Origin of the sequence: Rhizobium giardinii bv. giardinii H152, assembly GCF_000379605.1 — a bacterium.
GTDB classification, from domain to species: domain Bacteria; phylum Pseudomonadota; class Alphaproteobacteria; order Rhizobiales; family Rhizobiaceae; genus Pararhizobium; species Pararhizobium giardinii.
The window spans coordinates 202700-223348 of sequence record NZ_KB902702.1; the positions used below are offsets into that span (position 1 = coordinate 202700).

Consider the following 20649-nt stretch of genomic DNA (forward strand, 5'->3'; position numbering starts at 1 on the left):
TTCTCCCCCATGGGGAGAAGGTGGCCCGAAGGGTCGGATGAGGGGGCTTTCGCAAAACATTGCGGAGATCGCTTCATGACCTCCCTCTTCCTCCGCGACCTCAAACTTGCCATGCGCGCCGGCGGCGGGGCGTTGATCGGTGTGTTGTTCTTCATGACCGTCGTCGCCGTGGTGCCGTTTGCCGTGGGTCCCGATCTCAATCTCCTGTCGCGGATCGGGCCGGCGATCCTGTGGATCGGCGCGCTGCTTGCCTCCCTGCTCGGGCTCGACCGTCTGTTCCAGGCCGAGCGTGAGGATGGCTCGCTCGACCTGATGCTGATGCAGCAGACACCGCTGGTGCTGACGGTGCTGATGAAGTGCCTGGCGCACTGGACGGCGACCGGCTTGCCGCTGGTGATCGCCGCGCCGCTGCTGGGGCTGTTCATGAACATGAACGAGGTTGCGATCGGTGCGACCATGCTGACGCTGCTTGCCGGCACGCCAGCGATTACGCTCATCGGCGCGGCGGGTGCTGCCGTCGCCGTGACGCTGCCGCGCGGCGGCCTGCTGGTGTCGATCCTGGTGCTGCCGCTTACCATTCCCGTCCTGATCTTCGGGGTCAGCGCAGCCTATGCGGCGGTCGAGGATCCGACGCCCTTCCTGCCGCCCTTCCTGATTTTGATCGCGATCACGCTTTTCTTTGCAGTGATCGGGCCGCTTTCGGCGGCACTGGCGCTGAGGGCCGCGTCGGACTGACGCAAATGTGATCGCATGGTATTCATTGAAGAGAAGGTCCTTCGGCGTTAAAGAACCATCATGAGCGAAAACAGCCTGACCATCCGCAAATTCAGCGATCTCGCCAATCCCACACGGTTTTTGGGGCTGGCGGCGCGCGTGCTGCCGTGGCTTATCGGGTTGACCGTCGTGCTGTTTGCGATTGGCCTCTATCTTTCCTTCACCACCGAGGGCGATTACCAGCAGGGCGAGACGGTGCGCATCATGTATGTGCATGTGCCTGCCGCCTGGCTGTCGATGATGTGCTACACGGTGATGGCGGTCTCGGCGCTGGGGACCTTGGTCTGGCGGCATCCGCTCGCAGATGTTTCCGCCCGCGCCGCAGCGCCCATCGGGGCCGGCTTTACCTTTCTCGCCCTCGTTACCGGTTCGCTGTGGGGCAAGCCGATGTGGGGCGCCTGGTGGGTCTGGGACGCGCGGCTGACCTCGGTCTTCGTGCTGTTCCTGATGTATCTCGGGCTGATCGCGCTCAACCGGGCGATGGACGATCCGGGCAAGGCGGCGAAGGTATCGGCCATCCTGATCCTCGTCGGCTTCGTCAATATCCCGATCATCAAGTTCTCGGTCGAATGGTGGAACACATTGCATCAGCCGGCGAGCGTCCTCAGGCTCGGCGGCTCGGCGATCGATCCGGAATTCCTGTGGCCGCTGCTGGTGATGGCGGTTGCCTTCACGCTTCTGTTCTTCGCGCTACATATCGCCGCGATGCGCAACGAGATCTGGCGCCGCCGGGTGACCTCGATGCGCCGTCAGGCGGCGCGCGCCGCTGGCCGGGAGGCCTGACCATGATGACCCATACCGCCTATGTCGCCGCAAGCTATGGCACCGCCGCCCTTACGGTGGTGGCGCTGATCCTCTGGGTCTGGACTGACGGACGCGCGCGCCGCCGCGAATTGCAGGCGCTGGAGAAGGCCGGCATCCGCCGCCGTTCGGCCCAAGGTGGAGAGGCGCCATGAGCGACGAAGCAACCGAGCTGCAGGGTGGCCGGCCAGGCAAGACGCGCATCGTCCTTGCGCTTCTCCCGCTGGTGATTTTTGCGGGGCTGGCGGCAATTTTCTGGAGCCAGCTCGGTTCCGGCCGCGACATCAGCGAAATCCCCTCGGCGCTGATCGGCACCAAGGCGCCGTCGCTCGACCTGCCGCCGCTCGAAGGCGCGACCTTCAAGGGCGCCCCCATGCCGGCGCTGAACGATGCGGCGGTGAAAGGCAAGCTGACGCTGGTGAATGTCTGGGCGTCCTGGTGCCTGCCGTGCCGCGAGGAAAATCCGATCATCCTCGACCTGGCGAAGGACCCGCGCCTGACGGTGGTCGGGATCAACTACAAGGACCAGACGGACAACGCGCTCAGGTTCCTCGGCGAACTCGGCAACCCCTTCTCGGCCATCGGCATCGATCCGCGCGGCAAGGCGGCAATCGACTGGGGCGTCTACGGCATCCCGGAATCCTACCTCGTCGACGCCTCCGGCACGATCGTCTACAAGCGCGTCGGACCGTTCGATGAGAAAAGCCTGAAGGAAGGGCTTTTTCCGGCGATCGAAAAGGCGATGGCAGGCTCCTGAGACCGGCACCGACTCATCTCAAAGAGACGACTGCCAGGCCTTCACGGCCTCCAGTGGATAAACCAGCATCAGCACGTTCAAGGTAAGGTTGTCGCGGATCAGCCAGCCGGTGAAAATCTCGAAGACGATGGCGATGGCGACGGTGGCCGCGACCGGCGCGCGCCAGGCAAACAGAAAGCCGAGCGCCATGAAGATGGTGTCCATCACCGAATTCAGGATGCTGTCGCCGTAATAATCGAGCGAGATCGTCGCGGCGCGGTAGCGGTCGATGATGATGGGCGAGTTTTCCAGCAGTTCCCAGCCGACCTCGATCACCAGCGCCAGAAGCAGCCCGGCGGCGATCGGCCTGCGGCGCAGCAGGAGATGGGCAAGGCCGTAGAACAGGAAGCCGTGGATGATGTGCGAGGGGGTGTACCAGTCCGCCAGATGCTGCGAATTGCCGGGGCCGTTGGCAATTGGTTCAAACAGCTTGACATAGCCGCATTCGCAGATCGGGATGCGGCCCATCCAGTACATGATGACGGCCTGCAGCACGACGATGGCGGCGCAGGCGGCAAGCCAGACGGCCTGCCGCTGCGCGGGGTTGCGGGCGTCGATGGCGCTCACTTGCCGGCCTCTTCCGGCGGATTGAGCGAATGCTTCATGATCAGCGGCATCTGGAACATGGTGAAGGCAAGCGTGATCGGCATGGTGCCCCAGACCTTGAAGGCGACCCAGAAATTGTCGGCGGCCTTGGCATCGGGCAGGTAATAGGCATTGGCGCCGCGCCAGACGATCTCGTTGAGGATCGCGAGGAACAGGAAGAACACGCCCCAGCGCAGGGTCAGCTTGCGCCAGCCTTCGGCGTCAAGCTGGAAGGCGGCGTTGAAGACATAGCCGAGCAGCGATTTGCCGAAGGCAAGGCCGCCGAGCAGCACCACGCCGAACAGCGTGTTGATGATGGTAGGCTTCATCTTGAAGAACAGCTCGTCCTGCAGGTAGATGCCGAGGCCGCCGAAGACGATGACGACGATGCCGGAGACGAAGGGCATCAACGGCAGGTGGCCGAGCACCACCTTCGAGACGACGAGCGAAACCACCGTTGCGGCCATGAAGAGACCGCTGGCGATGAACAGTGGCCCGCCGAGCGTCGCCAGAACCGGAAAATTCGCCGCCAGCCATTCGCCGCGCAGATTGGCGAAGAAGAACACGAGCAAGGGCCCCAGTTCGAGCGCGAGCTTCAGCATCGGGTGGTGCCGGTCTTCGGCAGTGGGTGTGGTATCGCTTTCGAATTTCATGCGTCGGTCAAACCTGTTCGTTTCGCCTCGCCATGGGCGCTTTCCACGGCATATCTGTGGCATCAATGGCCAATGCCGGCAATGGCGTGGGCAAAGTCGCCGGCCTCGAAGGGCTCGAGATCATCGACGCCCTCGCCGACGCCGATGAAATAGACCGGCAGCTTGTGCTTGGCGGAGATGGCCACGAGGATGCCGCCGCGCGCCGTGCCGTCGAGCTTGGTCATGATCAGGCCGTTGACCCCGGCGACATTGCGGAAGATCTCGACCTGGTTCAGGGCGTTCTGGCCGGTGGTGGCGTCGAGCGTCTGCAGCACGGTGTGCGGCGCGTCGGGATCGAGCTTGCCGAGCACGCGGACGATCTTTTCGAGCTCTGCCATCAGTTCCGTGCGGTTCTGCAGGCGGCCGGCGGTGTCGATGATCAGCACATCGCTCTTCTTCAGTTTCGCTTGCTCGAAAGCCTCATAGGCAAGGCCCGCAGCATCCGCCCCGAGTTTCGAGGAGACGATGTCGGACTTGGTGCGCTCGGCCCAGATCTTCAATTGCTCGATCGCTGCCGCGCGAAAAGTGTCGCCGGCCGCCAGCATGACCTTGAGGCCCGCGCCTGAAAGCTTGGCCGCGAGCTTGCCGATCGTCGTCGTCTTGCCGGTGCCGTTGACGCCGACGACGAGGATGACATGCGGTTTGTGGGAGAGATCGAGCTGCAACGGCTTGGCGACAGGGGCGAGAACCTTGGTGATCTCGGCCGCCATGATGCGGGTGACGTCCTCGCCGGTCACGTCCTTGCCGTAGCGCTCGGAAGCCAGCGTGTCGGTGACGCGCAGCGCCGTTTCGACGCCGAGATCGGCCTGGATCAGCAGGTCTTCGAGGTCCTGCAGTGTCTCGTCGTCGAGCTTGCGCTTGGTGAACAGGGCCGCGATCTGGCCGGTCAGCTGCGACGAGGTGCGGGCAAGGCCCTGGCGCAGGCGCTGGAACCAGGTGAGTTTCTGTTTCGGTGCTTCGGGCTGGGCTTCGACGGCAGCGCGGCCCGTGGCAAAACCCTTGGGGAGGATGGGAGCTGCTTGCGGTTCTGCGGCATCTGTCGTGCTGGCAGAAGAGTCACCCCCCTCTGCCCTGCCGGGCATCTCCCCCTCAAGGGGGGAGATCGCTTGCGGCGCGCTTTCGCTCAGCTGATCGGCGTCCAGCGTTGCGGCGGGCCTACCCCCCTCTGTCGGCTCCGCCGACATCTCCCCCACAAGGGGGGAGATTGGACTCGCGGCATGCTCCTCCGTTGTCAGGACCTCTGTGCTCGCGGAGGTCGACGCTTGCTCCGCCTGATCTCCCCCCTTGTGGGGGAGATGTCCCCCCCGGCTCTTGCCTTCGGCAAGCCCGAGGACAGGCTCCGGGACAGAGGGGGGTGTCACGCTTTCCTCAACCGCAGAATCTTCTGCCTCGGCCTCCAGCAGCGACAGCGGGATCAGTCCGAGATCGCCGATCTGTTCGGTCGGGGGCAGAAGGGCGTGTTCCTGTTCTTCCGCGGTCTCTGCCGCGAGCTCCGGCGCAGCGGCGCTATCGGCAGCGGGGCCGTCGCCGGCGTCCATTTCTTGCGCCAGCACCGGATCGGTGGCGAGCGGCAGGTGGTCCTCGCGTAAGCCCGGCTCGAGCTCGGCTTCGATCGCCCGGGTTTCTTCAGGCGTGAAGGCCGATTCGGCGAGATCCAAGACTTCGTCTACCGGAGGCTCGGCGGCGGGCTCGGCTTCGATCGGCTTGTCCTTGCCGAAAGTGAAGACCTTTTTGAGAAAGCTGAGCGCCATTGGGTATCCGTAAACTCGGGCCGGGTCGGGGCCGTCAGTTGCATGTCCAAAGCGCGACGCGCTTCAGGTCTTTGTCGTTCTCACATCTCACCTCTAGGCCGCTGAGCGGGCTTGGGTGACATGCGTGAGGTGCTTGCCGTTGTGGCCGGTGATCGTCACCTCAACCATATCGCGCGGCGTCAGGCCGGGGACAGCGGCAAGCGTGAAATTTTCGGTATGCGCCAGGCCGTTGTTCTCGACGAGCAGGCTTTGCTGCGTTCCGATCATGCTGTCAAGATGGGCCTGATGGAGCTGAAGTCCAGTGGTGCGCAGCCGGGCGGCACGCTCCTTGACCAGAGCGCGGTCGAGCTGCGGCATCCGGGCGGCGGGCGTTCCTTCTCGCGGGCTGTAGGGAAAGACGTGCAGATGGGCGATGCCGGCCTCTTCGGCGAGGCTCACGGCATTCGTAAACATCTCTTCTGTCTCGGTCGGGAAACCGGCGATCATGTCGGCGCCGAAGCTCGTTGCCGGCCGCAGCCGGCGGACGTCGTCGATGAAACGCAGGGCATCAGTGCGGCTGTGGCGGCGTTTCATCCGCTTCAGGATCATGTCGTCGCCATGCTGCAGCGACAGATGCAGATGCGGCATGAAGCGCGGCTCATCGGCGATCAGGTCCATGAGATGGCTGTCGGCCTCGATGCTGTCGATCGAGGAAAGGCGCAGGCGGCGGATTTCGGGCACCTGTTTGAGAACGGTCTTTGCCAGCAGGCCGAGCGTCGGCGTGCCGGGCAGGTCGGCGCCGTAGCTCGTGGCATCGACGCCAGTCAGCACGATTTCGCGGTAGCCGCTTTCGGCGAGCTTGCGCGCCTGGTCGACGACGGCGCCCATCGGCACGGAGCGGGAATTGCCGCGGCCATAGGGGATGATGCAGAAGGTGCAGCGGTGGTCGCAGCCGTTCTGCACCTGGATGAAGGCGCGCACGTGGCCTTCGATGAGCTTCACCATCTGGGGCGCTGTCTCGCGCACGCTCATAATGTCGTTGACGCGCAGCTTTTCTTCTGCCGAAACACCGAAATCGGGTAGCGACCGGTAGGAGGCGCTTTTCAGCTTCTCCTCGTTGCCCAGCACGGCATCGACCTCGGGCATCTCGGCAAAGGCGTGCTTTTCGACTTGGGCGGCACAGCCGGTGACGATGATGCGGGCACCAGGGTTTTCGCGGCGGGCGCGCCGGATCGCCTGGCGGGCCTGACGCACGGCCTCGCCGGTGACGGCGCAGGTATTGACGAGGATGGCATTGTTCAGCCCCGCCTTCTCGGCCTCTCCCCGCATCACTTCCGATTCATAGGTGTTGAGGCGACAGCCGAAGGTTATGACGTCGACGCCGCTCAAAGCGCCCGGCTTTCCGTGGCCGCGACTTCTTCGCGCGACCACAGTCCGGTCGTGGGATCGACCGTCCCGGACCATTCCCATTCGGCAGGTCCCGTCATGATGACATGGTCGTCGCGCTCGCGCCATTCGATCGACAGGATGCCGGGCGGGGTGGCGCTGGCGACCGTGATCGCCACGTTGCGACCGGTGCGGCCGGTGCGGGCGGCGGAAACAGCGGCGGCACAGGCGGCGGAGCCGCAGGCAAGCGTCAGGCCGGCGCCGCGTTCCCAGGTGCGGGTCGTCAGCGACGAAGGTGAGGTGACCTGAGCCAGCGTGATGTTGGCGCGCTCGGGAAACATCGGGTGGTTTTCGAGCAGTGGGCCGAAGCGTTCGAGATCGAACGACATGACGTCGCGATCCACCCAGAAGATCGCGTGCGGATTGCCCATCGACATGACGGAGGGCGAATGCAGGATCGGGTCGTCGATCGGGCCGATCTGCAGCTCGATGCGGCTCGTGTCGTAAAATTCCTCCGACAGGGGGATGCGGTTCCACTCGAAAACCGGCGTGCCCATATCGACCGAGATCGTTCCGTCGGCATGCTCTTCGGCATTCAGGATGCCGGCGACGGTCTGGAAGGTGAAAACGCGTCTGCCGGTTTCGCTGGCCAGCGCCTGGACGACGCAGCGCGTGCCGTTGCCGCAGGCCTGTGCCTTCGAGCCGTCGGAATTCAGGATGTCGATGAAGGCGTCGGTTCCCTGCGCCTTCGGATCGTGGATTGCCATGATCTGGTCGAACTGGGTCTCGGGATCGGCATTGAGCGCGATCGCCGCCTGCGGCGTCACCCTGTCCTTGCGGCCGCGCATGTCGACGACCAGGATCTTGTTGCCAAGCCCGTTCATCCTTGCGAATTCGACCGTTGTGCTCATGAGGTGCGTTCCATCGTTTCTCGCGGTGTATATGGCGGAAATGCAGGGAAATTACCAGTGGTGCGAATCGCGCTTACTTGAGGCGAAGTGGGGCGGCTGGCTCGGAGTTTGTGGCCCCCTCATCCGGCGCTTTGCGCCACGTTCTCCCCTTGTGGGTCCGCGGGGGGGGGGAGAAGAGGGAGCGTGTCGCGGCGTTTGCTTTCCATCGCATCTCGTTCAAACGCCTTTATCCACGCCCGGAAAAGTCCGCCGTGGTTTTGCTTCAGTCTCACTTGGCCGGGGCGCTGGAAAGTGCCGCAACGAAGTAATTTTATATGACGCCTTCCAGCGCCCCGTTCAGTGTTGGTCGACGGACAACTCCGGTTTCTCTGCGGGGATGGCGGCACCTTTTTTCGGTACAGGGTGGCGCTCGACCGATGCCGGATTGCTCCAGCATCGACGGCGCCACGAAAGGCTTGTCTTTCGACACGCCAGTCGCCGGTCCTGATGTGTGCCTCACAGGCACGCCCCGTCCTGTTTCAGACGAGAGGGAAACCATTTTCTGCCNGTCCACCGGGCAAAGGCTCACGTCCTTCCTTAACCCGGCACCGGTCCCGCCTCGCCGCGACGCCTCGCGGGGTAGCCGATGACGGAACGCCACGATCATCGCACAGGTTTTCGGGGCGGGGATCAGCGGGGAAACTGCGGGGAGGCGGTCGGTCGAGGCATTGCCATCTTGCTGGTCGCCGGTCATCCTGACTGCCGTCTGTGACCAGACCGGAGACAACAAATGCCTGAAACATCTTCCGTCCTGACCGGAAAATGCATGTGCGGTGCCGTCGAATATGCGGTCGACGATGCCTTCGAATATTCGATGAACTGCCATTGCTCCAACTGTAGCCGCACCACGGGATCGGCCTTCAAGCCATTCGCCGGGATCAGGCGGGAGCGGCTGCGGGTCGTCAAGGGCGATGGCGCAGCGCTTATCTACGGCGATGGTGACGCTGCCCATGACGTGCACTGCAGCACCTGCGGATCGCTCGTCTATTCGGTGGTGCGCGAGGGCGCCTATGTCCACGTTGCCATGGGCACGCTGGTGGATGCACCGACGATCCGCCCGTCGGGGCACATTTTCGTGGGATCGAAGGCGCCGTGGTACGAGATCACCGACGGTTTGCCGCAGTATCGGGAGTTTCCGCAGGATTGAGGGCTGGCGGCTTGCTCCCTCTTCTCCCCAGCGGGGAGAAGTGCCGAGCGCATGCGAGGCGATGAGGGGTGGTTCGGCAAGTTCAATGCAGGTGGCTTCGCCCCCTCATCCGGCGCTGCGCGCCACCTTCTCCCCCGCTGGGAGAAGAGGCGGGTTGCCGCTAGACCTCAGGCACATCGAACACCTCGCCCGCCCGCAGCGCCCGAAAACGCTCCGGCGCAACGCCTTGCTCGCTCAATGCCTTCTCCAGCGCCGCCACCGGCTCCTCGATCCCCTCATTCGTCAGCTGGATCGTCGCGAAGTGATGGCCGGCGACATAGGCCGCCTGGCAGAGCCGCATGCCCTTCACCGCTTCTGCCGGGTTCTGGTGCTGCGCCTTCATGAACCAGCGCGGCTCATAGGCGCCGATCGGCAGGTTGGCGAGGCGGAAGGAGCCGTGCTTCCTGCAGGCAGCGCGGTAGTTGATGCCGCCGTGAAAGCCGGTGTCGCCGATGTGGTAGATTTTTCCGGCGGGCGTCGAAACGACGAAGGCGGCCCAGAGCGCCATGCGGCGGTCACGCGTGCCGCGCGCCGACCAGTGGTGGCAGGGTTCGCAGTCGATGCTGACACCGTCCCGGAGGGAGAGCCGGTCGCCCCAGTCGACCGCGGACATCTTCGCCGCGGGAATGGCGCGGCGGATGATCATGTCGTTGCCGAGCGGCGTGACGATGTGCGGTTCGTGCGCCTTGTGCAGCCGTTTCAGTGTTGCGAGGTCGAGATGGTCGTAGTGATTGTGGGTGACGAGCACGATATCGATCGGCGGCAGGTCGTCGAAGCGGATGCCGGGCTCGACGACGCGCTTCGGGCCGGCGAACGAAAACGGGCTGGTGCGCGGCGACCAGACGGGATCGGTGAGGATGTTGAGGCCGGCGACCTGGATCAGCAGCGTGGCGTGGCCGACCATGGTGACACGCAGGCCATCGACGCGCTCGTCGGGCTTTGCCGGCGGGAACGGACTTGGTGCCTGTTTCGGCCAGGGGCTCCTGCCGCCGCCGAACTGCCAGCGCATCAGTTCGCGAAAGCCGAGCGGCGCCTCGCCTTCGGGGTTGAAGAAGAACGTACCGTCGAAATGATCTGATATGGGGCCGGTGTAATAGCGATTGCGCGTTTTCTTTGATGGTGATGTCTGTGTCATGCGGGACCGATCGACAGGATGAGAAGGATGATCTGGTAGGCCGCTAGCGTCTTTGTAAGGGCGGATGCCGCTCGTTCCGGCATTTTTGGCCTCTATCCTTGACTTTGCCGCCACTTTCGTGTTTACCGCCCGCAATCTGCGACAAGAACTGAGACTTGTAGCCGCCGACCGGGACCCATTGCGGTATAAACAGATCCCGGAGGTCAACACCCGACAGCGCGTTGCGCCCTCGGGTGCCTTTTGGCTTTGCGTCTTGTTTTCGTCAAGGAAAAGCACAACGTTTCGGGCATCCGCGCATGTCCCTTTCGAGGCGAAGCCGAGAAAGCCGGGCATAGGCGCAAAACCATAAACCCGAAGCGACAAGGATGAAGCGATGTTTGAAAGTCTCCAGGACCGCCTTGGGTCAATCCTGAATGGATTGACCGGCCGTGGCGCGCTGTCGGAAGCCGATGTGTCGGCGGCCCTGCGCGAGGTTCGCCGTGCGCTCCTGGAAGCCGACGTCGCGCTCGAGGTCGTGCGGTCCTTTACCGACAAGGTGCGGGAAAAGGCCGTCGGCGCGGAAATCCTGAAATCGATCAAGCCCGGCCAGATGGTGGTCAAGATCGTCCATGACGAGCTGATCGCCATGCTCGGCTCCGAAGGCGTGCCGATCGATCTCAATGCACCGGCGCCGGTCGTCATCATGATGGTCGGTCTGCAGGGCTCGGGCAAGACGACGACGACGGGCAAGATCGCCCTTCGCATGACGACGCGGGACAGGAAGAAGGTCCTGATGGCGTCGCTCGACACGCGCCGTCCGGCAGCGCAGGAACAGCTGCGCCAGCTCGGCGCCCAGACCGGCGTCGATACGCTGCCTGTTATCGCCGGCCAGTCGCCGACCGATATCGCTGCGCGCGCCGTGCAGGCCGCCAAGCTTGGCGGTCATGACATCGTCATCCTCGACACCGCCGGCCGCACCCATATCGACGAGCCGCTGATGATCGAGATGGCGGAGATCAAGCGCCGCTCGAACCCGCATGAAATCCTGCTCGTCGCCGATGCGCTGACCGGTCAGGATGCGGTCAACCTGGCGCGCAATTTCGACGAGCGCGTCGGCATCACCGGCCTCGTGCTCACCCGCATGGACGGCGACGGCCGTGGCGGTGCAGCCCTTTCGATGCGCGCCGTCACCGGCAAGCCGATCAAGCTGATCGGTGTCGGCGAAAAGATGTCGGAGCTCGAAGAGTTCCATCCGCGCCGCGTCGCCGACCGCATCCTCGGCATGGGCGATATCGTCTCGCTCGTCGAGAAGGCCGCCGAAAACATCGATGCCGAGAAGGCGGCGGCGATGGCCGCCAAGATGAAGACCGGCAAGTTCGACCTCAACGATCTTGCCGACCAGTTGCGTCAGATGCAGAAGATGGGCGGCATGGGCGGCATCATGGGGCTGATGCCCGGCATGTCCGGCATGAAGGACAAGATGGCCGCCGCCGGTCTCGACGACAAGCTGTTTTCCCGCCAGCTCGCCATCATCTCCTCGATGACCAAGGCCGAGCGCGCCAATCCCGATATCCTCAAGCATTCGCGCAAGAAGCGCATCGCGGCGGGCTCCGGCACGGATGCGGCCGACATCAACAAGCTTTTGAAAATGCACCGCCAGATGGCCGACATGATGAAAATGATGGGCGGCAAGAAGGGCGGCGGCATGATGAAGCAGATGATGGGCGGCCTTGCCGGCAAGATGGGCCTCGGCGGCATGGGCGGCGGAATGGGCGGCATGCCGGACCTTTCCAAGATGGACCCCAAGCAGCTCGAAGCCCTGCAGAAGCAGGCCGAAGCTGCCGGTCTCGGCAAGGGCCTGCCCGGCGGCGGTGGTTTGCCGGGTGGTCTACCAGGTCTAGGGGGCAATGGCATCAAGCTGCCCGGTCTCGGCGGCGGCTTCCCGGGGCTTCCCGGCCTGCCGAAGAAGAAGTGAGGATCGGGGAGCATGGTTGATCCTGCCGTCAAAACAGAACTGTCGAGCTACCGCCAGTCGATCGACAATATCGACGCGGCACTCGTCCACATGCTGGCCGAACGGTTTCGCTGCACCAAGGCGGTGGGCGTGCTGAAGGCCAAGTACAATTTGCCGCCGGCGGACCCGGCGCGCGAGGAATACCAGATCGCCCGTCTGCGGCAGCTTGCCGCCGACGCACATCTGGACCCGGATTTCGCGGAGAAGTTTTTAAACTTCATCATCCACGAGGTGATCCGGCATCATGAAGCAATCGCTGCCGATCTCAAGGATTGATCCCGAAAAGCGGGTACCGGTTTTCGGGCCAGATCAATCCCAAGGAAATCAGCTTTGACAAATACACAAACAAGGCCGCCAGAGGCGGTTGGATATCTCAAGGAGTACATGACATGGCACTGAAAATTCGTCTCGCCCGCGGTGGTTCCAAGAAGCGCCCGTTCTACCAGATCGTCGTTGCCGACGTGCGTTCGCCGCGCGATGGCCGCTTCCTCGAAAAGGTCGGTTCGTGGAACCCGATGCTGAAGAAGGACGACGCCAAGCGCGTTGAGCTGAACAATGAGCGCATCCAGCATTGGCTGTCGAACGGCGCGCTGCCGACCGACCGCGTGCTGCGTTTCCTCAACGAAGCCGGCATCGCCAAGCGCGAAGTCCGCAACAACCCGGAAAAGGCAGTCCCGGGCAAGAAGGCCCAGGAGCGCGCCGCCGAAGCCAAGCAGAAGGCTGAAGACGCCGCTGCAGCTGCTGCCGAATAAGCCGCGCAACAGCATATTTTTTGAAGGCGGGCGGCGTTTTCATGCCGCCCGTTTTCGTTTATTCGAAGGGCACACTGGAGACCGGCACGGCGATGAGCAAACTGAAAAATCCTGTCCTGATGGGAACGATCGGCGCGGCGCAGGGCCTGCGCGGCGAGGTGCGCGTCAAATCCTTTGCCACCGAACCGACGGCGATCGGCGACTACGGCCATCTCCATGCCGAGGACGGCCGCTCCTTCGAGGTGCTCGAGGTGCGCGAGGCGAAGAACGTCGTGATCGTGCGCCTGCGTGGCATCAACGACCGCAATGCCGCCGAGGCGCTGAACGGGCTCGATCTCTACGTCGAGCGCGACAACCTGCCGGACGACGATCTCGACGACGATGAATTCTTCTATGCCGACCTCGAGGGACTGGAAGCGCTCGACGGCGAAGGCAAGAGCTACGGCACCGTCACCGGCGTCTTCGATTTCGGCGCCGGCGATCTGCTGGAGCTGAAAGGCCCCGGCAAGAGGCCGGTGCTGATCCCGTTCTCCGAATGGTCGGTACTGGAAATCGATCTCGAAGCCGGCACCATGCTGGTCGATCCTTTGGCGGCCGGGCTGATCGACGACAACCGGGACGACCCGAGCGCACCGTTCAAGCCGAAGAAGAAAAAGTGACGGCCGGACGATGAGCTTTCGCGCGACCGTTCTGACGCTTTATCCGGACATGTTTCCGGGCCATCTTGGCCATTCGCTGTCGGGCAAGGCGCTGGAGCGCGGCCAGTGGTCGCTCGATACCGTGCAGATCCGCGATTTTGCCGAGGACAAGCATCGCACCGTCGATGACACGCCGGCCGGCGGCGGCGCCGGCATGGTGCTCCGCGCCGATATCCTCGCCAAGGCCATCGACCATGCCTGCGCCGGCGACGATCGCCCCCGGCTCCTGATGAGCCCGCGCGGGCGGCCGTTGACACAGAAGCGCGTGCGCGAACTTGCGGCAGGTCCCGGCGCGATCATCGTCTGCGGGCGGTTCGAGGGTGTCGACCAGCGGGTGATCGACAGTCGCCATCTCGAAGAGGTGTCGATCGGCGATTACATCCTCTCGGGCGGCGAGCCGGCGGCGCTCACGCTGCTCGACGCCGTCGTGCGCATCCTGCCGGGCGTCATGGGCAATGATCTCTCCGGCGTCCACGAGAGTTTCGAGGGTGGGCTCCTGGAGCATCCGCACTATACCCGGCCGCAGGTGTTCGAAGGCATGGAAATCCCGGCGGTGCTGACGTCGGGCCATCACGGTGAGATCGAGAAATGGCGCGAGGCCGAGGCGCGCAAGCTGACGGCCGAACGGCGGCCGGATCTTTTGCCTCACCCCGTCACAAAGTAGTAAACCGCCAGCAGCAGCCCGACGGCAATGACGATCGCGCGGATGAAGACCTGCGGCACGCGGCGGGCGAGCCAGACGCCGGCGTAGCCGCCGAGCGCGCCGCCGGGGATCATGAAGGCGGCATGCAGCCAGCCGATGACATTGCCGCCGGCAAAGACAACGATGGCGACGGCGGCGATCACCATGGCGAGGAAGTTCTTAAGCGCATTGACGCGGTGGTAGTCGCCGCCGGTCGACAGGCCGAGCACGGCAAGCATCATGATGCCCATGCCGGCGCCGAAGAATCCGCCATAGATGGCGGTGACGAATTGCCCGATCAAACCGGCCATCCCGACGGGCGTGCCACCTTCCTTCGGGTTCGGGCGCAAAAGCGGGCCGAGCGCGAAGATCGCGGTTGCGGCGATCAGCAGCCAGGGCACCATCGCCCGGAACGACGGGTTGGACAGCGACAGGAGGATCAGCGCTCCGGCCAGCCCGCCGATCAGCGAGATGATGCTGAGAATAGCGGCTTCGCGAAAATCCTTGCGGATTTCGCGGCGATAGGCGAGTGCGGAGGTCACATAGCCCGGGAACTGCACGATCGAGGAGGTGGCGTTGGCGACGATGGGCGGCAGGCCGGCAAGCGTCATGGCGCCGAAGGTCAGGAACGTGCCGCCGCCGGCCACGGCATTGACGGCTCCGGACAGGAAGCCGGCGACAAACAGCAAGCAGGCGGTGATGATGGACATGACGCTCCTCCGGCGATAGAAAACGACATAGCCTGCGGCTCAACCGGCGGCAAGACGCCGAAATTGACATCCGTGCGCTTGCGGGCCGGAGAATTTTTGTCATTCGGGGATGACAAACGCCGGGCTTTGGTGTATTCGCCCGACCGGTTCGGGAATCTCCCGTCGCCTGCAAAACAAAGAATGGTGAATTCGCTCCTGTTTCTCTTGCCGAGAAACAAATCCTGGCGGCGCCCTCTTAAAGGGTCGATCCAAGAGGCATGGTTGAGCGCTCTGGCTGTTTCAGAAGAACTCGAGAAGGTTAGACAAATGAACATCATCCAGCAGCTGGAAGCCGAACAGGCCGCCAAGATCGAAGCCAAGCGCACCCTGCCTGAATTTTCCGCCGGCGACACCGTTCGCGTCAACGTCCGCGTGACGGAAGGTTCGCGTACCCGTATCCAGGCCTATGAAGGCGTCTGCATCGCCCGCTCCGGCGGCGGCATCAACGAAAGCTTCACGGTGCGCAAGATCTCCTACGGCGAAGGCGTCGAGCGCGTATTCCCGGTTTACTCTCCGCTCGTCGAGAGCGTCGAGATCGTTCGCCGCGGTAAGGTTCGCCGCGCCAAGCTCTACTACCTGCGCGATCGCCGCGGCAAGTCGGCCCGTATCGTTGAAGACACCGGCGTTCGCGCCCGCAAGCTGAACGACGCCGAGCGCCAGGCCGTTGCCGACGAAAAGGCACGTCTGGAAGCTGAAAAGGTTGCAGCAGCACAGGCTCTGGCCGCCGAAAAGGCAGCAGCCGAAGCCGCTGAAGCAAAGGCCGCGGCCGAAGCCGCTGCTGCTGCGGAAACCGCAGCGGAATAAGTTCCAATCCATAGCGATTGTTGGACAAGGCGGTCTTCGGGCCGCCTTTTTCTTTGCGCGCGGCCTTCATCGGGGAATGGGGGAAGGCCCGGTGGAAAGCTCTACCTGCTCGATGGGCATCCGCAGATGTTCCAGCATGAGGCCTTGGAAGGCAGGCTCCGGCCGGCTCACAGCTGGCGCACGCCGCACGATGCGCCGCTCCTGTTCGAGGAAACCCATACCTATACCGGCGACACGCGGCCGCTGACGCACAAGCGCATGTATGAATGGTTCCATCCCGTGGGCGATGTCGTCAACGCGCTGCTGAAATCCGGGCTGCGGCTGGATTTCCTGAACGAACACGAGATCCTGACCTGGCGGCACTATCCCGGCATGATCGAGACGGGCGAGGACCAGTTCGGATTGGGGCCTACCTATCCAAGAATGCCGCTGTCGTTTTCGGTCGGGGCCACGAAGGCCGCCTGAATCGCTCCGCGTCAGGACCGATGCGCGCCTCACGCAAGATGCATCGGATCACTCCGGCCGGGTGGCGGGATCCCAATGCTCGTCGGCCTTGCCGTCCTTGATCCGCCACGTGTCGAACCAGGTGGTCGTGTAGGACTTGGCCGGGTCCTTCTCGTTCTTGATTTCGCGAACATAGCCGACGGTGACGAGATCGCCCTCGGCGGTGACGAAGGCGACGGGGGTCTTGATCTTCTCGGGGATCGGCGCGGGCTTAAGTTTCAGGACCTCGGTAAAATAGGCGACCACGCCGGCGCGGCCGGAAGCGGCATTGGGATTGTGCTGGATGTAGCGCTCGGTCAGATAGTCGCCGGCCTTGTCCCAGTGGTTGGCTTCCAGGAGGTCGCGGATGATGCCGTAGACCACCTGCTTGTTGGCATTCAGCTTCGGGTCGGGACTGGTGAAGAGCGCTTCGGCGTCCGCGGCCGCCAGCACGGCTTCCTGGGCCAGCGCTTCAGGAGCCGAAAGTGCTGCGCCCAGCGACAGGGCGAGAACGGCGGATGCTATAGCGGCTTTCATTGTCTTTCCTTGTGGTCCGGCACACGGCCTGATGTGAGCGGCAAGCCTATCCCTGCCGCCATTCGACAGACGCTAGAGCCTGTGAGGCGGCAGGAAAAGACGGCAGTTTTTCCACCCATGGTGCGCAAAAGAGAACCAGGTTCCCAGCACGTCACCGATTCATCGGCGATAGTGCCAGCGCCCGCCGTCGAAACACCGCCACAAGGGGCGATCCCTGCTTGCTTTGGCCGGAGGTTTCGTGACAGTCTTGCCCGCCACAATTCAGGAGCCTTTCATGCTTTCCCGCCGTACCGTTCTTGCCGGGCTGACCGCCCTCGTCCTTGCACCTTTGAGCGTTTCCGCGGCCGATCTGCCGGATCTTGGTGGCCGGACGGTGGTCGTCGTGACCGAGAATGCCTATCCGCCGCTGCAGTTCGTCGAGCCGAAGTCGGGCAAGGCGATCGGCTGGGAATACGACGCGATGGAAGAGATCGCCAAGCGGCTGAATTTCAAGCTGGAAATCCAGAACACAAGCTGGGACGCGATGATCCAGGCGGTCTCCGACGGCCAGTACGACATCGGCATGACCGGCATCACCATCAAGGACGAGCGCAAAACGCAGGTTGACTTCTCCGATCCCTATATGCGGTCGCAGCAGTTCATGCTGGTGCGCGGCGACGAAAGCCGCTTCACCGACGCCAAGTCCTTCGCCGCGCTTGCCGACGGGTTCGTCGGCGCCCAGCCGGGCACCTCGCCTTTTTACACCGCCGTTTATGAAATCCTCGACGGCAACGAACAGAACCCGCGGATAAAGCTGTTCGAGACGTTTGGGGCGACGGTGCAGGCGCTGAAAGCCGGCGATGTCGATACGGTGCTGACCGACAGCGTCGCAGCCAAGGGGTACGTCGATTCCTCCAACGGCGCGCTGAAAGTGATCGGCGGACCGCTCGGCACGGAGGATTTCGGCTTCATCTTCAAGAAGGGCTCGGACCTGGTTGCGCCCGTCAATGCCGCGATCGCCGCGCTGAAGGCCGACGGCACGCTCGACAAGCTGAACCAGAAATGGTTCGTCGATTACAAGATGGGCGAATGATCGCTCCCCGATGACGCCTGCGCAGCCGCAAGACATGTCTCAGAAGGGCGACTATCCCTGGTGGCTGGTCGCCCTTGCCATTATCGCCGCAGCGCTCGCCGTGGTGATCGTTTCCAATGATATCTACACCCAGGTCTTCAGCATTGTTTCGGCCGGCATCGGCATCACCATCCTGGTGACGCTGCTGGGGTTTTTCTTCGCCACGCTGCTCGGGCTCGGCATCGCGCTGATGGCGCTGTCGGAGCGCGCTGCCCTGCGCCAGATCGCCCGGTTCTATACCGAGGTCATCCGCGGCATCCCGATCCTCGTGCTGCTCTTCTACATCGCCTTTGTCGGTGCGCCGGCACTGGTGACACTTGTCAACACGGTTCTCAGCCCGCTGGTCGAGGCCGGCTATGCCAAGCCGCTTCTGGTGCGCGATGTGTCCTTGATGTGGCGGGCGATCATGGCGCTGACTATCGGCTATTCCGCCTTCATCGCCGAGGTGTTTCGCGCCGGCATCCAGTCGGTCGACAAGGGGCAGATCGAGGCGGCCAAGGCGCTGGGGCTGTCGCGCTACCACCGGTTCCGCCTGGTGGTCTTCCCGCAGGCGATCCGCGTCATCCTGCCGCCGCTCGGCAACGATTTCGTCGCGATGGTGAAGGATAGTTCCCTGGTCTCCGTGCTCGGCGTCGCCGACATCACCCAGATGGGCAAGATCTACGCATCGGGTTCGTTTCGGTTTTTCGAGACCTATTCGATCGTCGCCTATATCTACCTGATCCTGACGATCGGGCTGTCGCTGGGGTTGCGGCAGTTGGAGAAGAGGCTGCGGCGGACAGCCCGATAGCAATCGTTGATGTGCGCTCCAAATTCATCTATAGGTTGAGCCTAGGTTCGGTTGAGGGATCAATATGATCGCTTTAAAGTTTGCAGCAAAATGGCTCCTGTTTTTCGCGCTTTCCGTTAAGATTGTTTCCGCAGTGCTCCTCCTTCCGGTTTACGTTCTGGCCAATGCGTTTGCGCTGAGCGGTGTGACTGCCTGGATTCTGACTGTTTTGATCTTAATGCTTTCGATCAATTGGGCGTGGACGCTTTTCAGTCATATATACTGGCCACGGCGCACGCCCACAGAGACATAAACGTCGGGCGTTAAGTTCATCGAACCAATGCTGACACGATGGCAATTGATGAACCGCTTAAAAATTGCTATGTGACCGCATATGGAATCCAAATTCGGATGTTTTGCGCAGAAAATCGTCGTGCTGCAGGATCACAAGCGTCTGCCGGCACGTTTTTTTGCGTGCGTTTCAGGCGCGCTCAACAGCCGACTTTCCTGACTTGGGGCTGATCCCTGATGCGGCTGCCGGCGCCCTTTTTGCCGGATATTTTCCAGACCTTCTTCTTCATGTTGGATGAAAAGCCATGAGCGCACCGCGTACTCTCTACGATAAAATCTGGGACGACCATCTGGTCGATCAGCAGGACGACGGAACCTGTCTTCTCTACATCGACCGCCATCTCGTCCATGAAGTGACGAGCCCGCAGGCGTTCGAGGGGCTGCGCATGACGAACCGCAAGGTGCGGGCGCCGCAAAAGACGCTCGCCGTCGTCGACCACAACGTACCGACCTCGCCGGATCGCCATCTCGGCATCAAGAACGAGGAAAGCCGCATCCAGGTCGAGGCGCTGGCCCAGAACGCCGCCGATTTCGGCGTCGAATACTATTCGGCCAGCGACAAGCGCCAGGGCATCGTCCACATCGTCGGTCCGGAACAGGGCTTCACCCTGCCGGGCATGACCATCGTCTGCGGCGACAGCCATACCTCGACGCATGGCGCCTTCGGGGCGCTGGCGCACGGCATCGGCACGTCCGAGGTCGAGCATGTGCTCGCCACCCAGACGCTGATCCAGAAGAAGGCCAAGAACATGCTGGTGCGTGTCGACGGCGTACTGCCGGAGCATGTCACCGCCAAGGACATCATCCTTGCCATCATCGGCGAGATCGGCACCGCCGGCGGCACCGGCCACGTCATCGAGTTCGCCGGCGAAGCGATCCGCGCGCTGTCGATGGAAGGCCGCATGACCATCTGCAACATGACCATCGAGGGCGGCGCCCGCGCCGGCCTGATCGCGCCGGACGAGAAGACCTTCGAATACATCAAGGGCAAGCCGCGGGCACCGAAGGGCGAAGAACTTGAACAGGCGATCGCCTACTGGAAGACGCTGCACACCGACGAGGGCGCCCATTTCGACCGGGTCGTCGTGCTCGATGCCGCCGCCCTGCCGCCGATCGTTTCCTGGGGCTCCTCGCCGGAAGACGTCGTCTCCGTCCAGGGCATCGTTCCGAACCCGGACGAGATCCAGGACGAGAACAAGCGCACGTCCAAGTGGCGCGCGCTCGACTATATGGGCCTGAAGCCGGGCACGAAGATCACCGACATCGCCATCGACCGCGTCTTCATCGGCTCCTGCACCAACGGCCGCATCGAGGACCTGCGCGAAGTCGCCAAGGTGGTGGAAGGCCGCACCGTCGCCCCGACCGTGTCGGCGATGATCGTGCCGGGCTCGGGCCTCGTCAAGGAACAGGCGGAAGCCGAAGGTCTCGACAAGATCTTCAAGGCGGCCGGTTTCGACTGGCGCGAGCCGGGCTGCTCGATGTGCCTTGCCATGAACGACGACCGCCTGAAGCCGGGCGAGCGCTGCGCCTCGACCTCCAACCGCAACTTCGAAGGCCGCCAGGGCTTCAAGGGCCGCACCCATCTGGTGTCGCCAGCCATGGCAGCGGCTGCCGCCGTCTCCGGCCACTTCGTCGATATCCGCGAGTGGAAGTAAGACTTCTCCCCTCCCCTTGACGGGGGAGGG

At 63.3% G+C, this 20649-nt stretch carries 23 protein-coding genes; 15 read left to right on the top strand and 8 right to left on the bottom strand.

Annotated elements, in window-relative coordinates; translation table 11 throughout:
* Window positions 1–75: 75 nt before the first annotated feature.
* The 4 genes from ccmB to A3AY_RS0125690 are packed head-to-tail and all read left to right on the top strand — an operon-like array spanning window position 76 to window position 2332.
* Window positions 76–735 (top strand): heme exporter protein CcmB, encoded by a 660-nt coding sequence (ccmB, locus tag A3AY_RS0125675; RefSeq protein WP_018328547.1) that lies wholly within the window; start codon window positions 76–78, stop codon window positions 733–735.
* 60 nt (window positions 736–795) lie between these two features.
* Complete coding sequence (locus A3AY_RS0125680; RefSeq protein WP_018328548.1) at window positions 796–1557, top strand: heme ABC transporter permease; 762 nt, start codon at window positions 796–798, stop codon at window positions 1555–1557.
* A 2-nt stretch (window positions 1558–1559) separates the two neighbouring features.
* Window positions 1560–1730 carry a heme exporter protein CcmD gene (ccmD, locus tag A3AY_RS0125685; RefSeq protein WP_018328549.1) on the top strand — a complete coding sequence of 57 codons (171 nt, stop codon included), beginning with the start codon at window positions 1560–1562 and terminating at the stop codon, window positions 1728–1730.
* Window positions 1727–2332 (top strand): DsbE family thiol:disulfide interchange protein, encoded by a 606-nt coding sequence (locus tag A3AY_RS0125690; protein WP_018328550.1) that lies wholly within the window; start codon window positions 1727–1729, stop codon window positions 2330–2332. The genes ccmD and A3AY_RS0125690 overlap by 4 nt, the downstream gene beginning before the upstream one ends.
* An 18-nt stretch (window positions 2333–2350) precedes the next feature.
* Here the strand turns inward: A3AY_RS0125690 and A3AY_RS0125695 are convergent, their stop codons facing one another.
* The 5 genes from A3AY_RS0125695 to dapF form a co-directional block, all read right to left on the bottom strand.
* Window positions 2351–2938 (bottom strand): DUF2585 domain-containing protein, encoded by a 588-nt coding sequence (locus A3AY_RS0125695; RefSeq protein ID WP_018328551.1) that lies wholly within the window; start codon window positions 2936–2938, stop codon window positions 2351–2353.
* A complete protein-coding gene (locus A3AY_RS0125700; protein ID WP_018328552.1) occupies window positions 2935–3609 on the bottom strand; it encodes a septation protein A in 675 nt (224 codons plus the stop codon). Before A3AY_RS0125700 ends, A3AY_RS0125695 begins: the two co-directional genes overlap by 4 nt.
* A gap of 62 nt (window positions 3610–3671) precedes the next feature.
* A complete protein-coding gene (gene ftsY / locus A3AY_RS0125705) occupies window positions 3672–5399 on the bottom strand; it encodes a signal recognition particle-docking protein FtsY (RefSeq protein ID WP_018328553.1) in 1728 nt (575 codons plus the stop codon).
* 93 nt (window positions 5400–5492) lie between these two features.
* Window positions 5493–6767 (bottom strand): tRNA (N(6)-L-threonylcarbamoyladenosine(37)-C(2))-methylthiotransferase MtaB, encoded by a 1275-nt coding sequence (mtaB, locus tag A3AY_RS0125710; protein WP_018328554.1) that lies wholly within the window; start codon window positions 6765–6767, stop codon window positions 5493–5495.
* Complete coding sequence (gene dapF, locus A3AY_RS0125715; RefSeq protein WP_018328555.1) at window positions 6764–7675, bottom strand: diaminopimelate epimerase; 912 nt, start codon at window positions 7673–7675, stop codon at window positions 6764–6766. The genes mtaB and dapF overlap by 4 nt, the downstream gene beginning before the upstream one ends.
* Before the next feature lie 769 nt (window positions 7676–8444).
* Between dapF and A3AY_RS0125725 the strand changes: the two genes are divergently transcribed.
* Entirely contained in the window at window positions 8445–8861 is a 417-nt protein-coding gene (locus tag A3AY_RS0125725) for a GFA family protein (RefSeq protein ID WP_040669229.1), read from the top strand.
* 160 nt (window positions 8862–9021) lie between these two features.
* Here A3AY_RS0125725 and A3AY_RS0125730 read toward each other — a convergent pair whose 3' ends face one another.
* A complete protein-coding gene (locus tag A3AY_RS0125730) occupies window positions 9022–10035 on the bottom strand; it encodes an MBL fold metallo-hydrolase (RefSeq protein ID WP_018328558.1) in 1014 nt (337 codons plus the stop codon).
* Window positions 10036–10408: 373 nt separating this feature from the next.
* Between A3AY_RS0125730 and ffh the strand changes: the two genes are divergently transcribed.
* The 5 genes from ffh (at window position 10409) to trmD (ending at window position 14142) form a co-directional block, all read left to right on the top strand.
* The gene (ffh, locus tag A3AY_RS0125740) at window positions 10409–11989 is read left to right on the top strand and encodes a signal recognition particle protein (protein WP_018328559.1); all 1581 of its coding nucleotides are present in this window, start codon (window positions 10409–10411) and stop codon (window positions 11987–11989) included.
* Between the two features lie 12 nt (window positions 11990–12001).
* A complete protein-coding gene (locus tag A3AY_RS0125745; RefSeq protein ID WP_018328560.1) occupies window positions 12002–12304 on the top strand; it encodes a chorismate mutase in 303 nt (100 codons plus the stop codon).
* Between the two features lie 113 nt (window positions 12305–12417).
* Window positions 12418–12780 (top strand): 30S ribosomal protein S16, encoded by a 363-nt coding sequence (gene rpsP / locus A3AY_RS0125750; protein ID WP_018328561.1) that lies wholly within the window; start codon window positions 12418–12420, stop codon window positions 12778–12780.
* A gap of 92 nt (window positions 12781–12872) precedes the next feature.
* On the top strand, window positions 12873–13439 hold the full coding sequence (gene rimM / locus A3AY_RS0125755) for a ribosome maturation factor RimM (protein WP_026203830.1): 567 nt from the start codon (window positions 12873–12875) through the stop codon (window positions 13437–13439).
* Window positions 13440–13449: 10 nt separating this feature from the next.
* On the top strand, window positions 13450–14142 hold the full coding sequence (gene trmD, locus A3AY_RS0125760) for a tRNA (guanosine(37)-N1)-methyltransferase TrmD (RefSeq protein ID WP_018328563.1): 693 nt from the start codon (window positions 13450–13452) through the stop codon (window positions 14140–14142).
* Here the strand turns inward: trmD and A3AY_RS0125765 are convergent.
* Window positions 14124–14870: a sulfite exporter TauE/SafE family protein gene (locus A3AY_RS0125765; RefSeq protein ID WP_018328564.1), complete on the bottom strand. Its 747-nt coding sequence runs from the start codon at window positions 14868–14870 to the stop codon at window positions 14124–14126. The two genes, trmD and A3AY_RS0125765, sit on opposite strands and share 19 nt — an antisense overlap.
* A gap of 306 nt (window positions 14871–15176) precedes the next feature.
* Between A3AY_RS0125765 and rplS the strand changes: the two genes are divergently transcribed.
* Both rplS and A3AY_RS36125 read left to right on the top strand, forming a co-directional pair.
* A complete protein-coding gene (gene rplS, locus A3AY_RS0125770) occupies window positions 15177–15713 on the top strand; it encodes a 50S ribosomal protein L19 (RefSeq protein ID WP_018328565.1) in 537 nt (178 codons plus the stop codon).
* A gap of 126 nt (window positions 15714–15839) precedes the next feature.
* Window positions 15840–16178: a hypothetical protein gene (locus A3AY_RS36125; protein WP_018328566.1), complete on the top strand. Its 339-nt coding sequence runs from the start codon at window positions 15840–15842 to the stop codon at window positions 16176–16178.
* Window positions 16179–16226: 48 nt separating this feature from the next.
* Here A3AY_RS36125 and A3AY_RS0125780 read toward each other — a convergent pair whose 3' ends face one another.
* Window positions 16227–16733 (bottom strand): nuclear transport factor 2 family protein, encoded by a 507-nt coding sequence (locus A3AY_RS0125780; RefSeq protein WP_018328567.1) that lies wholly within the window; start codon window positions 16731–16733, stop codon window positions 16227–16229.
* 274 nt (window positions 16734–17007) lie between these two features.
* Here A3AY_RS0125780 and A3AY_RS0125785 point away from each other — a divergent pair, with 274 nt between their 5' ends.
* The 3 genes from A3AY_RS0125785 (at window position 17008) to leuC (ending at window position 20619) form a co-directional block, all read left to right on the top strand.
* The gene (locus A3AY_RS0125785; RefSeq protein ID WP_018328568.1) at window positions 17008–17805 is read left to right on the top strand and encodes a basic amino acid ABC transporter substrate-binding protein; all 798 of its coding nucleotides are present in this window, start codon (window positions 17008–17010) and stop codon (window positions 17803–17805) included.
* Window positions 17806–17815: 10 nt separating this feature from the next.
* The gene (locus A3AY_RS0125790; protein WP_018328569.1) at window positions 17816–18634 is read left to right on the top strand and encodes an amino acid ABC transporter permease; all 819 of its coding nucleotides are present in this window, start codon (window positions 17816–17818) and stop codon (window positions 18632–18634) included.
* 575 nt (window positions 18635–19209) lie between these two features.
* Window positions 19210–20619, top strand: coding sequence for a 3-isopropylmalate dehydratase large subunit (leuC, locus tag A3AY_RS0125805; protein WP_018328572.1), 1410 nt, complete (start codon window positions 19210–19212; stop codon window positions 20617–20619).
* Window positions 20620–20649 lie beyond the last annotated feature (30 nt).

Excerpts from the sequence above, each read along its gene's own strand:
- ccmB (WP_018328547.1), top strand. The coding sequence starts at position 76 with ATGACCTCCCTCTTCCTCCGCGACCTCAAACTTGCCATGCGCGCCGGC.
- A3AY_RS0125680 (WP_018328548.1), top strand. The coding sequence starts at position 796 with ATGAGCGAAAACAGCCTGACCATCCGCAAATTCAGCGATCTCGCCAAT.
- ccmD (WP_018328549.1), top strand. The coding sequence starts at position 1,560 with ATGATGACCCATACCGCCTATGTCGCCGCAAGCTATGGCACCGCCGCC.
- A3AY_RS0125690 (WP_018328550.1), top strand. The coding sequence starts at position 1,727 with ATGAGCGACGAAGCAACCGAGCTGCAGGGTGGCCGGCCAGGCAAGACG.
- A3AY_RS0125700 (WP_018328552.1), bottom strand. The coding sequence starts at position 3,609 with ATGAAATTCGAAAGCGATACCACACCCACTGCCGAAGACCGGCACCAC.
- ftsY (WP_018328553.1), bottom strand. The coding sequence starts at position 5,399 with ATGGCGCTCAGCTTTCTCAAAAAGGTCTTCACTTTCGGCAAGGACAAG.
- dapF (WP_018328555.1), bottom strand. The coding sequence starts at position 7,675 with ATGAGCACAACGGTCGAATTCGCAAGGATGAACGGGCTTGGCAACAAG.
- A3AY_RS0125725 (WP_040669229.1), top strand. The coding sequence starts at position 8,445 with ATGCCTGAAACATCTTCCGTCCTGACCGGAAAATGCATGTGCGGTGCC.
- A3AY_RS0125730 (WP_018328558.1), bottom strand. The coding sequence starts at position 10,035 with ATGACACAGACATCACCATCAAAGAAAACGCGCAATCGCTATTACACC.
- ffh (WP_018328559.1), top strand. The coding sequence starts at position 10,409 with ATGTTTGAAAGTCTCCAGGACCGCCTTGGGTCAATCCTGAATGGATTG.
- A3AY_RS0125745 (WP_018328560.1), top strand. The coding sequence starts at position 12,002 with ATGGTTGATCCTGCCGTCAAAACAGAACTGTCGAGCTACCGCCAGTCG.
- rpsP (WP_018328561.1), top strand. The coding sequence starts at position 12,418 with ATGGCACTGAAAATTCGTCTCGCCCGCGGTGGTTCCAAGAAGCGCCCG.
- rimM (WP_026203830.1), top strand. The coding sequence starts at position 12,873 with ATGAGCAAACTGAAAAATCCTGTCCTGATGGGAACGATCGGCGCGGCG.
- trmD (WP_018328563.1), top strand. The coding sequence starts at position 13,450 with ATGAGCTTTCGCGCGACCGTTCTGACGCTTTATCCGGACATGTTTCCG.
- A3AY_RS0125765 (WP_018328564.1), bottom strand. The coding sequence starts at position 14,870 with ATGTCCATCATCACCGCCTGCTTGCTGTTTGTCGCCGGCTTCCTGTCC.
- rplS (WP_018328565.1), top strand. The coding sequence starts at position 15,177 with ATGAACATCATCCAGCAGCTGGAAGCCGAACAGGCCGCCAAGATCGAA.
- A3AY_RS36125 (WP_018328566.1), top strand. The coding sequence starts at position 15,840 with ATGTTCCAGCATGAGGCCTTGGAAGGCAGGCTCCGGCCGGCTCACAGC.
- A3AY_RS0125780 (WP_018328567.1), bottom strand. The coding sequence starts at position 16,733 with ATGAAAGCCGCTATAGCATCCGCCGTTCTCGCCCTGTCGCTGGGCGCA.
- A3AY_RS0125785 (WP_018328568.1), top strand. The coding sequence starts at position 17,008 with ATGCTTTCCCGCCGTACCGTTCTTGCCGGGCTGACCGCCCTCGTCCTT.
- A3AY_RS0125790 (WP_018328569.1), top strand. The coding sequence starts at position 17,816 with ATGACGCCTGCGCAGCCGCAAGACATGTCTCAGAAGGGCGACTATCCC.
- leuC (WP_018328572.1), top strand. The coding sequence starts at position 19,210 with ATGAGCGCACCGCGTACTCTCTACGATAAAATCTGGGACGACCATCTG.